Raw genomic sequence first — 14,207 nt, forward strand, 5'->3', positions numbered from 1 at the left:
GTGTGTACAGGCCAAGGTTTCGAGGCCCAGGTTTCGTTCAGTGTGGGCGTGTTTGTGCTGGCTGGCATCACGTCAGCGTTTCCCAGCGGCCTTGCGCGTCCAGCAAGGCGATATGCACCGCTTCGCCAGCGCAGGCAAGGCGCACGGCGTCACGATAAGCACGCAACTGCGCGAGCATCTGCGCCCGCGTGACCGCCTCGGCCAGGGCATAGCTCGCGGACTTGTAGTCCAGCACCCACCAAGCGGCATCCCGATGGCGCACCAGCCGGTCGATGCGTCTTGCCTGTCCGTCAATCACCACCGGCACTTCGTTGGCGCACCACGCGACGTCGGTGCTGCGCCAGACCCACGCTGCTTCGCCGTGCAAGATGCGACGCGCCATGTCAGCGGCCTGGCTGGCCTGCCTGGACGTCAGCCCCTGCTCGGCGCCGACACGCTCGAGCTGAGCCGCGCTGAAATCCTCCGCGTCCAGATCGGTCCACTCCAACAGGCGGTGCATGGCCGACCCGATGCGCGCGGCCAAGGCCTCTTTCTCCGAAGGCGGCTCAGGCGTCGGCACGGGGCCATAACGGATGTCGGGCAACACTTGCAGCACGATGTCAGACGACGAGGCCGCAGCGGGGAGGGCCGGCGCATGCCGAGGGGAGTCGCCCTCGGCATGCGACTGAAGGATGGGCGACCCCCATGGCTGGCACTCGGGCGACAAGCGCTGCCACCAGCTTTTGCCCTCGGTGTTCTGCTGATGGGGCCGGACAGAGGAGATGAGCAATTGCCTGCGCGCGCGCGTGAGCGCGACGTAGAGCATGTTCAACTCTTCGCGGCTGCGCGCAAATTGCTCTCGGGCGTGAGCGTCCCGCGCGCTGGGCGGCAGGCGCTCCTCTTTCTCGCTGGCCAGGAAGACGAAGCTTCGGGGTGTCGGCGCCTCACCAGGCCAGTCCAGCAGCACACTCATGGTCTGTGCGCGCTGGGGCGGCGTGTCGGTATCGAGGATCAGCACGGTCTCTGCCTCCAGCCCCTTGGCACCGTGCACGGTGAGCAGGCGCACCGCGCCTCCTTCGGGCATGGGCTGCGCGGGAGCGGGCAAACGGCCCGACCGCAAGGCCCGCACCAAGGCATAGGGCGTGGCGTAGCGTCCGCCGTCGAACTGCAGGGCCGCTTCCAGCAGCGCCTGCAAATGGGTGTGAACGCGCGCGCGCAGATGCGCCGGCGCGGCCGCAACGTAACGAGCCACCACGTCGCCGTCGGCGTAGATGGCGTCCAGCGCATCGTGCGGTGGCAAGGTCCGCACCCACTGCTGCCAGCGTTGCAAGCGCGGACCCACCTCGCGCAAGTCCCGATGAGACCAGGCTTCGGCGGGCGTGGTTTGCAACAGATTGAGCCAGGACTGCTTGCCGCCGCGCTGCCGCGCTGCGATCTCCATCAATGCTGCGTCATCCAGACCCGAGCGAGAGCCCATCAAGGGAGAGCGCAGCACCCGCGCCAGTGACAAATCATGACCGGGCGACACCAGCACGTCCAGCAAAGCGGTCAAGTCCTGCACCTCGGGCGCGGCGCCGAGATCCGCCTGCTCTGGCTGAGTGGCCGGCACGCCCAGAGCCAGCAGCTCGGTTTGCATGGCCACCAATCGATCACGTTTGCGGGCCAGCACCATGACGTCCTTGGGAGACATCCCGGCCTGGATGCGCTGCGCGACCCAGTGCGCGGCCTGACGGCACTCCTGCACGCGCAGGGTGTCCTCGGGGGTGAGGCGCGGCGCGAGCAGGCTGTCGCGCCAGACCGTGACTGCCTCCTTTTTGTCGCGGGCTTGGCGCTCGATCGACGGCAACATCCAGGCGTCCCCGGCCTGCGTGGATTCCGTGGTGTGCGCGCGAAAACCCTCGTACTCCCCCTGCGACTGAGCCTGACCCAATGCGGCGTTGACCCGCGCGAGCACGGCGGGGGCGTTGCGACGCGTGTGATCACAGGCCAAGAGATCACCGCCCAAGGCTTGCACGAAACTTTGCGCGGCCCGAAAGATCTGCGGCTCCGCGCGGCGAAAGCGGTAGATGCTTTGCTTGGGATCGCCCACGATGAACAGGCGCGGAGCCCCCCCCGCTCCGCTGACACCTCCCCCCACCCCCGCGTAGCCCGACAGCCACGCATGCAAGGCCTGCCATTGCAGCGGGTTGGTGTCCTGGAACTCGTCGATCAGGAGGTGGCGCGTGCGCGCGTCCAGGCGCTGCTGCAGCCAGGCGCTCAACTCGGAGCGCTCCAGCAAGTGCAGTGCCGCGCGCTCGACGTCGCTCATGTCGACCCAACCGCGCTCGCGCTTCAAGGCTGCGTATTCCTCCAGCAGCATTCGCGCCAACCGGGTCATGCGTTGCTGGTGCATCCAGGCCTCGTGTTGCTGCTGGGCTTGCAGCACGCGCAGCACCTCCTGCTGAATGTCGCGTATGCGTTCGATGCCCGCCACCTTGTCGCTGAACTTGCGCGGCGCACCCCGGCCGCCTTCGGTGAACATGGCTTCCAGCACAGCCTGCGGATCGGCAGCCGTCAGGGCTTGTTCAAGCGCCAAGCCCTTGTCCCGGAAGCTGGGCTGCGTCGCCTGGCCCAGCAAGCGCGCCGCCTCCCACACAACGTCGCTCAAGGTGCCAGGCCTGAGCAGCGCATCCAGCGGCGGCGCGCCGTCGGCCGCAGCGAGTTCCGGATACAGGACCTCGAAACGAGGCACCGAGGTCTCCAGCACGCTGGCGCCCTGCGCGTCACGCTGGGCGTCGGCCAGCGCGAATTCCACGCGCTTGTCGAGCGCGGCTTCCAGCGCCTTCTCGGTCTGGCTGCGACCATGCGCGGCGACGGCGGCTTGGTAGTCCGCCAGGGCCTCTCCGCCCTTCTCATGCTCGCGCAGCAGACGTGCATGAAAGGGGCGCCAGACCTGGGCTTTCGCCTCGTCGTCTTTCTCCAGCAATTCATAGGCCGCGGGCAGACCCAGTTCCTCCAACACCGCCAGCGGGGCGTTGCGCAGCAAGGCGGCGAACCAGCTGTGGAAGGTACGGATCTGCACGCCCCGCGCCTGCTGCATCAGGCGCAGATGCAGGCCGCGCAAGGGCGTCACCAGCGCGTCCAGGCGCGCCGCATCGACACCACGCGCGCGCAACTCCTCACGCAAGCGGTCGTCGTTGGCCTGCGCGAATTCAGCCAGCCACTCCATCAGGCGTTGGCGCATTTCCCCCGCGGCCTTCTTGGTGAAGGTGATGGCCAGGATTTCATGCGCCTGGGCGCCGTCGTCGCCCCGCTCGCCCAGCAAGGCGCGCAGGATGCGCGAGACCAGCATCCAGGTCTTGCCCGCGCCCGCGCAGGCCTCCACGGCCACATGCCGGCTCGGATCGCAAGCGATGGCGTAAAAGGCCTCGCGGCTGACCAGGCGGCCGTTGTGTTCGTACGCCGCTTGCATCTTCACGGACATGTTTTCCATCGGACGGGACTATTCACTCCAGAAATCCTTGCGGCACAGGCCGCGCGCAGCGCAGGTGTCGCACACCGGGCCCTCACCGAGCGGCGGCAAGGGCGCGCCTTGGGCGATGCGCGTCAGATCGTGCTCCAAGCCTTCCAGCAAAGCCGCGCGAGCCTGCGCGATCTCCGGCTGCTCATGCCGCCGCGTCTCGCCCTCACCGACATTGACATAAGCCGCTCGCAAAGGGCCGGACAGCGAAGTCTGCGAGGACAGGGCCACCTCACCGCGTTGCCCCGACCCGGACAGCAAGGCCGCGTAAAACGCCAGCTGCGTGTCTTCCAGTGGCTCCTTCACCCGGTTGCGGGTGGTCTGCTCAGCCTCGGTCTTGTAGTCCATCACCATCAGGGCACCCGAGGCCCGGTCCACCCGGTCGAGTCGACCGAAGATCGTCACGAGCTCCAGCGCCTGTTCGGCCGGATGTTCGCCGAGCGCGAAGCGCCAGCCTTCGGCCTCGTGCTCGGCCAGCCAATCGAGGTAGCCATCGCGCACCCGGGGCCAGGCGGCTTGGTAGGGCAAAAACTCATCATCGGCCAAGCGCTGTTCGCGGGCGACCGCTTGCGCTGCCGCATCCAATCGCGCCGCGCGGTCTGCCCTGCCGCCGCCATCGGGGGTGTCCTGGGCATGGAAGGTTTGCAGCACCGCATGCAACCAGAGGCCGAAGTCGCGCTTGTCGAGTTCCCCTTCCATTTCCTCGGTTTCACGCAGCCCCAGGAGACGCAGGGCGTGGAAGCGGTAAGGGCAATGACGCAAGTCCTGGTAGGCGCTGGCCGAAATCCGCATGGGCCGCAGCGCATCGGACCACGTTGGCACCAAGCGAGGCGATGGCTTGGGAGTCGGTGCGGGCACCACCGCGCGGCGAACACGCGGATCGGGCACCGATCCCGCCACCACCGCCGATGCCTCCGCAGGGGTGGCATCGCTGGTCCCGGACGCACCGACCGCGTTCCCTCCCCCGCCATTCGGCGCGCCGGATTGCAGCCTCTCTCGCGCACGCCACGCCAACTGCTGCACCAGGGCACTGGGCAACAGCGGTTCGCCATCCGAGTCACTGCCACGCCACAAAACATCGATGGGACAGGCACGCGACACGGCTTCGTCCCAGGCGGCCTGCTGCGCAGCCCTCAGAACCTCGCGCGTGGGCAAGCCGAGCGCGGCACGTTGGGCAGCGGTCCACGGTCCGGTGGGGTCTGGCGCGGCGGGCAGGCTGCGCTCGTCGCATCCCGGCAGCACGATGGCGCCGAAGTCACGCCCCAGCATCTGCGCCAAGGGCAGCAGCACGGCCTGTTCACGCAAGGGGTAGGCTGGCTTGAAAATCGCGGACTCCAGGGCCCGGTCCACCCAGCCCGTGAACTCACTCAAGGACCACCGGCGCCGCGCCCAAAGCGCCTGCGGAGGAAGTTGCGGCGCGGCATGACCGTTTTCGTCCAGCACATAGTGCAAGGCTCGGGACACCTCCAGCCCGGCCTCGTCCCGGATCAGCGTGTCCCAGATTCCACACTGACCCAGCAAGGCGTGCAGGGCCTCCAACCACTCGTGCAGAGTGCGCGCACTGCGCCCCCCCATCAAGGCGACACGCCAGGCCTCAAGGTCGCGCAGCAGGACCTGCAGGCCACTTTCCTCGAACTGAGCTGTCGACGCATCGACCAGCCCCGCCGAGGCATGTCGCCACAAGCGCCGGGGCTGGCGACGCAAGGCGGCCTCCAGAGCGCTCAGCGCCGTCTCGTCACAGGCCGGCGCGTGCTTGAGCCAGTCCAGCACGGCATCGCTCCCAGCGTCCCGAGCGCATGCGCGCAGTGCGCCCATGACCTGCGCACCTGCGCGGGTGGTGGACAGCTTCCAGCCGGTCTCGTCACGCATTTGGACGCCGTGGCGGGCCAGCATGGCCCGCACTCTGCGCGTGAGCGCCCGGTCGATCACGGCGACGGCCACAGGCGCACGACCGGCTTGCAGATGACGCAGGATGCATGCGGCCGCACGTTGCGCCTCGTCGGCGGCATCGATCGCGGCATGGACGGCAAGCATGCCGGCAGGGGTATCCGAGTCAGACCCGGGAGCAGATTGGGAAGGGCTGGCTGGAGCTTCCAGCACCACGAGAGCGCTGCCCCACGCCGTGCGCAGCCCTTCCACCAACGGGTCTGGCTGCAGCCCTGGCACCACGAGCAGGCAGTCGGTCGAAGCCCGCGCCTGCGATGAAAAGAACACATCGCTGCCATAGGAAGAATTCACCACCCAAGCCACGGCGATCTGGGCCACCGCCGCTTCCAGCCGCAGCACCTCGTCCTCCAGCCCCTCGTCGAGGCCCGTGCGCGCGGCCTGCCCGGCACGATGCCCCCAGGCGGCCCGCTGGGAAGGTGGCTGCGCCGCCGCCAGCGGCGCCAATTGCTGAGCGGCTTCGAGCAACATCGGCGCCGCCACCGCGGCCCGAGCGCCCAGCCCCGCCTGCTCCAGCAGCACATGCGCCGTCAGCAAGTCCAGCGCGGGCTTGAAGCGCAAATCCACGCCTTCCGGGCCTGGAAACCCGCCATGGGCTTCGGCTGCGCCGGCGAGGGCCTGGGCCCAGTTTTGGGTGGTTTCGAAGCGCGGCGCGAAACCTGCGGGGTGCAATTCCCCCCAGAATCGGGCTGCCACGGGCATCAGTTGCGCGTACGGCAGCAACACGACCGCGCGGGCGGGGTGGACCTGCCGCTCACGCAAGGATTCGGCGACGGTCTCAAGCCAGCGCCGCCAACGATGGTTCATGCTTTCTGTCACAATCCCGCGCACTGTAGCCGCATCGCCCGCTCGCCTTGATATCGAGGCAGCACGACCCATCTAGGCCAGACCCGTACTTCACATCCATCGCCATACACAGCACATCAAGGAGCTTTCCATGGCCAGCGACCTCATCAAGCATGTTTCCGACGCTTCCTTTGAAGCTGACGTTCTGAACGCCAGCCAGCCCGTGCTGGTGGACTACTGGGCCGAATGGTGTGGTCCCTGCAAGATGATCGCGCCCGTGCTGGACGAAGTGGCTGGCACGTACCAAGGCAAGCTGCAGATTGCCAAGCTCAACGTGGATGAAAACCGCGACATTCCGGCCAAGTTCGGCATTCGCGGCATCCCCACGCTGATGCTCTTCAAGGACGGGCAGTTGGCCGCCACAAAGGTGGGCGCCATGAGCAAGGCCCAATTGACCGCCTTCATCGACCAGCAGCTCGCTGCCTGAGTCTGCCGCGCCCGGAACCGGCCCCCGGGCCGACAGTCCGCGACAAAGACCGCCATCCCTTGGAGCGCGGTCTTTTTTTTGCGTCAGCGAATGCGTCTGCGAAGTGCGTGGGCCTCGCATTTTTTCCTGTCATAATCAGTCCCGCTCATCGATGGCCCGCACGGCCGCCGGTCAGAATCCGGCAGACTGTCCACCCGCGTCAGACTCTGCCCAGAACTCCCCGTTCACCCTCCCCCCAGTTTCCACCGACTCCCTACCGAGGGACCCCATGCACATCAACGAACTCAAGGCCTTGCACGTTTCCGAACTGCTGCAACAGGCCGAAGCGCTGGAAATCGAGAACACCGGCCGCATGCGCAAGCAAGAGCTGATGTTCGCCATCATCAAAAAGCGCGCCAAGGCCGGCGAAACGGTTTACGCCGACGGCGTGCTGGAAATCCTGCCCGATGGCTTTGGCTTCCTGCGCAGCCCTGACTCGAGCTACACCGCGAGCACGGACGACATTTACATCAGCCCCAGCCAGGTGCGGCGCTTCAACCTGCACACGGGTGACCTGATCGAAGGCGACGTGCGCACGCCCAAGGACGGCGAGCGTTATTTCGCCTTGAACAAGCTGGACAAGGTCAATGGCGGGGCGCCGGAGCAGAACAAGCACAAGGTGATGTTCGAGAACCTGACGCCGCTGTTCCCCAAGGAGCAGATGCGCCTGGAACGCGACGGCCTCAAGAGCGATGAGAACATCACGGGCCGCATCATCGACATCATCGCCCCCATCGGCAAAGGCCAGCGCGCCCTGCTGGTCGCGCCGCCCAAGAGCGGCAAGACGGTGATGATGCAGCACATCGCCCACGCCATCAGCGCCAACTACCCCGACAGCCACATGATGGTGCTGCTGGTGGACGAGCGCCCGGAAGAAGTGACCGAGATGCAGCGCACGGTGCAGGGCGAAGTCATCGCCTCGACCTTCGACGAACCCGCCGCGCGCCACGTGCACGTGGCCGAGATGGTGATTGAACGCGCCAAGCGCCTGGTGGAATTGAAAAAGGACGTGGTGATCCTGCTGGACTCCATCACCCGCCTGGCCCGCGCCTACAACAACGTGGTGCCGTCCTCCGGCAAGGTGCTGACCGGCGGCGTGGACGCCAATGCCCTGCAGCGCCCCAAGCGTTTCCTGGGTGCCGCACGCAATGTGGAAGAAGGCGGCAGCCTGACCATCATCGCCACGGCGCTGGTCGACACCGGCAGCCGCATGGACGAAGTGATCTTTGAAGAATTCAAAGGCACGGGCAACAGCGAAATCCACCTGGACCGCCGCTTGTACGAAAAACGCGTGTTCCCCTCGATCCAGCTGTCGCGCAGCGGAACGCGCCGCGAGGAACTGCTGCTGCAGCCAGAGATCCTGCAAAAGACCCGCATCCTGCGTCAGTTCCTCTACAACATGGACGAGATCGAAGCCATGGAAATGGTGCTCAAGCAGATGCGCGCCACGAAGACCAACAACGAGTTCTTCGACATGATGCGCCGCGGCGGCTGACCCCCGAACCTGCCTCGCGCACACGCAGTCACGGCCGCCTCACGCGGCCGTTTTCATGTCAAGCAATCGGCTTGGAGGTTCACTCGGCGACGATGCGCGCGCGTTGCGCCAGGTTCCGATAGCGGGCGATTTCGGTCTGCATCAGTGCCGCGAATGCCTGCTGGCCCAGCTGGACCGGCTCCATGCCCTGCGCGCGCAATTGCGCTTGCAATGCGGGATCGGCGGCCACGGCTTGGAGGTCGCTGACAAGGCGCTGCTGGATCGGCGCAGGCACCTGAACCGGGACGGCGAAACCGTACCAAGCATCGAAAGTGGCCTCGGGCCAACCTTGCTCGCTCAAGGTCGCGACGTCCGGCAACAGCGATGAGCGCGTGGCCCCCACGATGCCCAGAACGCGCAACTTGCCGGACTTCACATGGGGAGCGATGGTCGCCACCGTGTCAATGCCAATTTCAATTTCCCCCGCCATCACCGCCAGCGTGGCCTGGCTGCTGCCCTTGTAAGGCACATCCTGCAGTTCGACGCCAGCCGCCAAGGCGAACAGTTCACCGGCCAGATGCGGCCCGGAGCCCGAGCCAAAGGTGGCGTAGCGCAGGTCGCGCGGCTTGGCGCGGGCAGCGGCGACCAGCTCGCGGGTGCTGCGCCAAGGCGCAGAGGCTGCCACCACCAGAGCGAGCGGAGCCCGCGCCACGATGGCCAAGGGCGCCAGATCCTTCACGGGGTCGTAGGGCAAATTGGCGCGCAAGGCCGGATTGACCGTGAAGCTGGTCGAGCCCGACAACAACATGCTGTAGCCATCCGGCGCCGACTTCACGACCGCCTCGGTCCCAATGATGGTTGCCGCACCGGGACGGTTGTCGACCACCACCGGCTGCCCAAGCCGCTCGGACAACTTTTGCCCCAATGCGCGCGCCACCATGTCCGTGCCGCCACCGGGCGGGAAGGGAACCACCAAGCGCACGGGCTTGACCGGATAGTTCTGGGCCCAACTGGCCTGACTGGCACCGAGGGCGGCGAGCAGCGCCGCGAACTGGAATGTCCGACGCGACAGTCGGGGCGATGAGGAGGTGTTAGACATCAAGGTTCTCCTGGAGATGACATCAAAGAAGGGCGCGCGAGGATGCCAAGGCACCTTCGCGCCACGGGGCGGCGGGCTCTCCCAAGTCCCAATACAGGCCGGCCATCAGGGCCAGCCCTTCGCGGACCACGGGAGCGAGCAAGTGCTCGTCCGGCGCGTGCTGAGCGCAGGCCGGGTAGGAATGAGGCACCCACAAAGTGGGCATGCCCAGCAGGTCGGCAAACACATCGTTGGGCAAGGAGCCAGCGAGGTTGGGCAAGACGTCGGCGCGTTGACCACAGCTGCGCTCGATCGAGCGCTGCGCCCATTCGACCCACGGATTGGACGGGTCCAGCCGCGTGGCGGCGCCGGAGATCGACACGGACACCTCCACCTGGCCAAAACCCTGTTTTTGCAGGTGCTCACGCACGTGGCGTTCAAGGTCCCGCCACGGCGTGCCCACGACGAATCGCAACTGGCAATGGGCCACGGCCTCGGCGGGAATGGCATTGATCGGCCGTTCCGCCGATCCCGCGCCGAGCGCGAGCACTTCCAGCGTGTTCCACGCCATGAGGCGCTCCGCGGGGCTGAGTCCCGGCTCTCCCCAGCCCTCGTCAAGTTCGGGCGCGTCGGGATCGTCACCAATGGGAATGGACGCCAATGCCGCGCGCACGCTGGGCGGTGGTGGCGGCGGACACAGGGCCGGCACACGCAGCCGACCACGGGCATCGACCAAGGTGGCCACGGCATGGCTAAGCACCACGGCTGGGTTGGTGAGCACGCCGCCCCAGTTGCCGGAATGGTAGGGGCGCGCCCGACTGCGCAGGCGCAGGCTGAAGTTCACCGCGCCACGCGAACCGAGAAACAGCGTGGGTCGGCTGGCGCGCACGCGCGGCCCATCGCTGGAGAGGAACAGGTCCGCGCGCAACTGCTCCCGGTGCTGCTCGCAGACCGCGTGCAGCCCGGGCGAGGCCGCCTCTTCGCCCATCTCGAACAGCCAGGTGGTGTTGTATCCGAGCCGCCCCTCACGGGCGCGCAGCACGGCGGCGAACGCCGCCAGATTGATGCTGTGTTGGCCTTTGTTGTCGGCCGTGCCTCGGCCATAAAACCGGTTGTCGCGTGCCTGCAGCCGCCAAGGTTCCAAGCCCGGCGACCATCGCCCTTCCTGCCCGCTGACGACATCGCCATGTCCGTAACCGAGCACCGTTGGCACGTCGTCGGCCTCGTGGCGATGGGCGATCATGAAAGGGCCACCGCCCGCCACGGGGTTGTCAAGGATCTGGCAAGCGAACCCCATCGATGAAAGCAGCGGCTGGAGTTCGTCCCGCAGGTAGGCCCATAAGGCAGGACCTGCTGGGCCCGCATCACTTTCGGTGCGCAGCGCGACGCGGCGCGCCAACTCGGCCTCGAATCGGCCCTCGTCAAAGTGGCGGCGCGCTTGCGCCAGGCTTTCGTCACGTGTGGTCATGGATGGATGCGGCAAGTCATCTGGAAGACGCAAGTACAAGGCCAGAAGAGGCTTTCTCCAAATACTGATTAAGCAACCTATCATTGCTTTTCAGGCATCACTCCATGGGTCACATGAATCCTCAGTTGCTCAGCATCCCGATGCGCTACTTCCTGGAAGTCGCGCGCAGTGGATCCATCAACCAGGCGGCGGCGCAGCTCTTTGTCGCGGGTTCGGCCGTCAGCCGGCAAATCACCAAGTTGGAGGAGAGTCTGGGTGTGCGTTTGTTTGAGCGCCAGGCGCGTGGCATGCGCCTCACGACCGCGGGGGAGCGCCTGTGCGCGCATCTGTCCACCACTGTCCGCGATGCTGAACCCGTGATCGCCGCGGTACGGCAGCTGGGCGGCAAGGAAGCAGCGCGAGTGCGCTTGGCCTGCACGGAGGGATTCGCGGCCCATTTCATGCCCCAGGTGATGCTGGAATTCCAGGAAACTTGGCGGGACGCCCAGCTTGAGTTGCTGGTGGGCGCGCCCGACGAGGTCAGCGCCCTGCTCGCCCGCGGCGAGGTGGACTTGGTGATCAAGTACGTCGTCGCGCCCGAGCCCGGCTTGCACGTGGAACACCACGCGACCGCGCCCGTGCTGGCCATCCTGCGTCCAGACCACCCCTTGGCTCGACGGACCTCGCTGTCACTCGAAGAACTGGTTCGCTACCCCTTGGCCGTGGGCAGCCGCGGCGTAACGACCCGCCAGCTCTTTGATTTGGCCTGCACCCACGCGGGTCTCAGCTACCAGGCGGAGTTCGTGAGCAATTTTTCCTCGGTGCTGCTGCCGCTGTTGCGCACGCCAGGCATCCTGCTATCGGGGCAACTCACGGTGCAGCCACTCATCGATCAAGGAGAACTCGTGGCACGACCGATCACCGACGACACGCTGTCACGCAGGCGCGTGCAGGTGCTCTCGCTCGAGGGTCGCTCGTTGCAGCCCCTGGTTCGGGCCTTCGCCGACCATCTGGCGGACGCCATCACCGCAGCGCCCCGGCGCCGACGTGGGCGGGCCAACCGCACCGCACCCCACCCAATAGGGAATAGGCAATAGGGAATAGGCAAAAGGCAGCGACTCTTCGCCCAGCCACGCTCACCGGGCCATCGGACCTGGCCAAGTACTTGATTTTGTGCGACAATCTTAGGCTGTTCGCGGAAAGTGCCAGGAACTTCAGTATTGCGCATCGGCTTGCGCAAGGTTGCCCGGTGGCTCCCGCACATGAGAAGGAAGCATCATGAAAGAAGGCATTCACCCGAACTACCGCGAAGTTTGTTTCCTGGACCTGTCCAACAACTTCCAGTTCGTGACCCGTTCCTGCGCTCCGACCAAGGAAACCATCAAGCTGGACGATGGCCGCGAGCTGCCGCTGTTCAAGCTGGACACCTCGAGCGAATCGCATCCCTTCTACACGGGCACGCAAAAGTCCGTCGACAACATGGGTGGCCGCGTCGAGAAGTTCCGCAACCGTTACGGCAAGACGGCTGCCAAGTAAGCACACGTCGGACCCGACCCCGGTCAGGTCACAAGCAAGAAGGCAGCCAAGACACGGCTGCCTTTTTTGTTTCCATGGTTTTTGTTTCCTGACCCTCCGGATACCGCGGCGCAACATCCCGCCTATATCATCCCGCCACCGTGACCAATCCCGCCATCGTTGCCCAAGGCGCCGTCCGACGCCTGCCGCGCCTTGCCCTCTGGCTGCTGTGCCTGGCTTATGTGCTGCCAGGCTTCATCGGACGCACGCCCTGGAAACGCGCCGACATCACCGCCTTTGGCTACATGGCGGAATTGGCTGCGGGCCACACGGACTGGCTGGCACCCCGGCTCGGTGGGATGCCGACCGACCTGGACGCCTTGCTCCCCTACTGGCTGGGCGCCTGGGCGCTCCAGCTGGCGCCCGACTGGATCAATCCCGGCTTTGCCGCGCGCATTCCCTTCATCGGTCTGCTCGTGCTCACGCTGCTCAGCGTTTGGTATGGCATCTATCACCTCGCGCGCAGCCCGCTGGCGCAGCCCGTGAGCTTCGCGTTCGGCGGCGAGGCCGAGCCCCGCGACTACGCCCGCGCGCTGGCGGATGGCGGCTTGCTGGCCTTCATCGCCTGCCTGGGTCTGGCCCAATTGGCGCATGAAACCACGCCTGCGGCGGCCCAGCTCTGCTTCGTCGCGCTGAGCTTCTATGCCTACGCGGCCCTGCCGCACCTTCGCTGGCTGCCGCTGATTTCCGCGGGCATCGGACTCACGGGCCTCACGCTCTCGGGCGCTCCCATCCTCGCCCTGCTGTTGTCGGTCGGTGGTTTGCTGTTCCACGCACTGGACCATGCTCAAGCGGTCGAGAACCCCGCGCGCCATCGCCACGGGCTGTGGCGGCTCGCGGCCTTGACGGTCTTCGTCGCGGTGCTGGCCAGCGTCTTGGACCTGTGGCACTGGCGCGTGCGGTGGAGCGAATTCGGCTTGCCTGACGCGGCCACGCGGTGGCAGAGCCTGGGCCGAATGCTGCTGTGGTTCACCTGGCCGGTGTGGCCGTTCGCGCTGTGGACCCTGTGGCGCTGGCAAGGTCGCTTGCTCGGCCATCAGCCCAGTCGGCACCTGTCCCTGCCGCTGTGCTGGGCCCTGCTGACCGTGGGCACGACCGCGCTGACGCCCGCGGGTGATCGCGCGCTGTTGCTGGCCCTGCCCGCGCTGGCGGCCCTCGCAGCCTTTGCCCTGCCCACCATGAGTCGAGGCGTGACGGCCTTGATCGACTGGTTCACGCTGCTGTTCTTCACCCTTTGCGCGCTGTTCATCTGGACCTACTGGATCGCCATGCAAACCGGTGTCCCACCTCAACCGGCGGCGAACATCGCCAAGTTGGCGCCCTACTTCGAACCGCGCTTTGTCATCTTGCCCTTTGTCTTCGCCTTGTTGGGCACGCTGGTATGGGCTTGGCTGGTGAAGTGGCGCATCGGGCGTCACCGCGCCGCGCTCTGGAAGAGCATGGTGCTGCCCGCGGGCGGGGTGACGCTGTGCTGGCTGCTGTTGACCACGCTCTGGATGCCGCCACTCGACCACGCGCGCAGCTACGGACCGCTGATCCTGCGCATGGACGCGGTGATCCTCGACGGCGGCGCGAAGGCTTCCTCGCAGGCCATGCCTGAAACGGCGCAAGCGTCTTGCCTGGCGTGGTTCGGCCTCTCGCGCGCTCAAGTGGCTGCGCTGCAGTACCACAGTCGCGTGGTGCGCAGCCGCGGACTGGAGCCACTGACCGACGCCACCCAGTGCACCTGGCTGGTGATCGATCGCGACAAGTTGCAGCAAACGCCCGGTTTGCTGGACAGCTCGCGCTGGCAACGCGTCACGCTGCTGGAGCATCCTCGCCAGGGTGGCGAAGACGGCCTGGTGGTGCTGCGCCGCCTGCGCTGAACCCAAACACGCCCCCTTGGCCTCCGTGTGACCG

Annotated in this window: 9 protein-coding genes; 5 read left to right on the forward strand and 4 right to left on the reverse strand. The window is 66.5% G+C overall.

Annotated features, from left to right (window positions below):
- Positions 1–67: 67 nt before the first annotated feature.
- Complete coding sequence (locus ACLBKS_RS13325) at positions 68–3,451, reverse strand: UvrD-helicase domain-containing protein (RefSeq protein WP_410193287.1); 3,384 nt, start codon at positions 3,449–3,451, stop codon at positions 68–70.
- Positions 3,452–3,460: 9 nt separating this feature from the next.
- Positions 3,461–6,229, reverse strand: coding sequence for a PD-(D/E)XK nuclease family protein (locus tag ACLBKS_RS13330; RefSeq protein ID WP_410193288.1), 2,769 nt, complete (start codon positions 6,227–6,229; stop codon positions 3,461–3,463).
- 130 nt (positions 6,230–6,359) lie between these two features.
- On the opposite strand from ACLBKS_RS13330, the gene trxA reads away from it, so the two are divergent.
- Both trxA and rho read left to right on the forward strand, forming a co-directional pair.
- Positions 6,360–6,695 carry a thioredoxin TrxA gene (gene trxA / locus ACLBKS_RS13335; RefSeq protein ID WP_410193289.1) on the forward strand — a complete coding sequence of 112 codons (336 nt, stop codon included), beginning with the start codon at positions 6,360–6,362 and terminating at the stop codon, positions 6,693–6,695.
- A 268-nt stretch (positions 6,696–6,963) separates the two neighbouring features.
- A complete protein-coding gene (rho, locus tag ACLBKS_RS13340; RefSeq protein ID WP_410193290.1) occupies positions 6,964–8,229 on the forward strand; it encodes a transcription termination factor Rho in 1,266 nt (421 codons plus the stop codon).
- A 79-nt stretch (positions 8,230–8,308) separates the two neighbouring features.
- Here the strand turns inward: rho and ACLBKS_RS13345 are convergent, their stop codons facing one another.
- Both ACLBKS_RS13345 and ACLBKS_RS13350 read right to left on the reverse strand, forming a co-directional pair.
- Complete coding sequence (locus ACLBKS_RS13345) at positions 8,309–9,307, reverse strand: Bug family tripartite tricarboxylate transporter substrate binding protein (protein WP_410193291.1); 999 nt, start codon at positions 9,305–9,307, stop codon at positions 8,309–8,311.
- Positions 9,308–9,329: 22 nt separating this feature from the next.
- A complete protein-coding gene (locus ACLBKS_RS13350; protein ID WP_410193292.1) occupies positions 9,330–10,754 on the reverse strand; it encodes a M20 family metallopeptidase in 1,425 nt (474 codons plus the stop codon).
- A gap of 113 nt (positions 10,755–10,867) precedes the next feature.
- Here ACLBKS_RS13350 and ACLBKS_RS13355 point away from each other — a divergent pair, with 113 nt between their 5' ends.
- The 3 genes from ACLBKS_RS13355 to ACLBKS_RS13365 all read left to right on the forward strand — a co-directional run bounded on the left by ACLBKS_RS13355 (position 10,868) and on the right by ACLBKS_RS13365 (position 14,173).
- Positions 10,868–11,830, forward strand: coding sequence for a LysR family transcriptional regulator (locus ACLBKS_RS13355; protein WP_410193293.1), 963 nt, complete (start codon positions 10,868–10,870; stop codon positions 11,828–11,830).
- Positions 11,831–12,011: 181 nt separating this feature from the next.
- Positions 12,012–12,269: a type B 50S ribosomal protein L31 gene (locus ACLBKS_RS13360; protein WP_006298454.1), complete on the forward strand. Its 258-nt coding sequence runs from the start codon at positions 12,012–12,014 to the stop codon at positions 12,267–12,269.
- A gap of 140 nt (positions 12,270–12,409) precedes the next feature.
- Positions 12,410–14,173 (forward strand): ArnT family glycosyltransferase, encoded by a 1,764-nt coding sequence (locus tag ACLBKS_RS13365; RefSeq protein ID WP_410193294.1) that lies wholly within the window; start codon positions 12,410–12,412, stop codon positions 14,171–14,173.
- The last annotated feature ends 34 nt before the right edge of the window (positions 14,174–14,207 follow it).

Origin of the sequence: Hylemonella sp. W303a (assembly GCF_046452315.1) — a bacterium.
GTDB lineage: Bacteria > Pseudomonadota > Gammaproteobacteria > Burkholderiales > Burkholderiaceae_C > Hylemonella.

What these genes read in the sequence shown, in the direction of transcription:
- ACLBKS_RS13325 (WP_410193287.1), bottom strand. Translation starts at nt 3,451, where the DNA reads ATGGAAAACATGTCCGTGAAGATGCAAGCGGCGTACGAACACAACGGC.
- ACLBKS_RS13330 (WP_410193288.1), bottom strand. Translation starts at nt 6,229, where the DNA reads ATGAACCATCGTTGGCGGCGCTGGCTTGAGACCGTCGCCGAATCCTTG.
- trxA (WP_410193289.1), top strand. Translation starts at nt 6,360, where the DNA reads ATGGCCAGCGACCTCATCAAGCATGTTTCCGACGCTTCCTTTGAAGCT.
- rho (WP_410193290.1), top strand. Translation starts at nt 6,964, where the DNA reads ATGCACATCAACGAACTCAAGGCCTTGCACGTTTCCGAACTGCTGCAA.
- ACLBKS_RS13345 (WP_410193291.1), bottom strand. Translation starts at nt 9,307, where the DNA reads ATGTCTAACACCTCCTCATCGCCCCGACTGTCGCGTCGGACATTCCAG.
- ACLBKS_RS13350 (WP_410193292.1), bottom strand. Translation starts at nt 10,754, where the DNA reads ATGACCACACGTGACGAAAGCCTGGCGCAAGCGCGCCGCCACTTTGAC.
- ACLBKS_RS13355 (WP_410193293.1), top strand. Translation starts at nt 10,868, where the DNA reads ATGAATCCTCAGTTGCTCAGCATCCCGATGCGCTACTTCCTGGAAGTC.
- ACLBKS_RS13360 (WP_006298454.1), top strand. Translation starts at nt 12,012, where the DNA reads ATGAAAGAAGGCATTCACCCGAACTACCGCGAAGTTTGTTTCCTGGAC.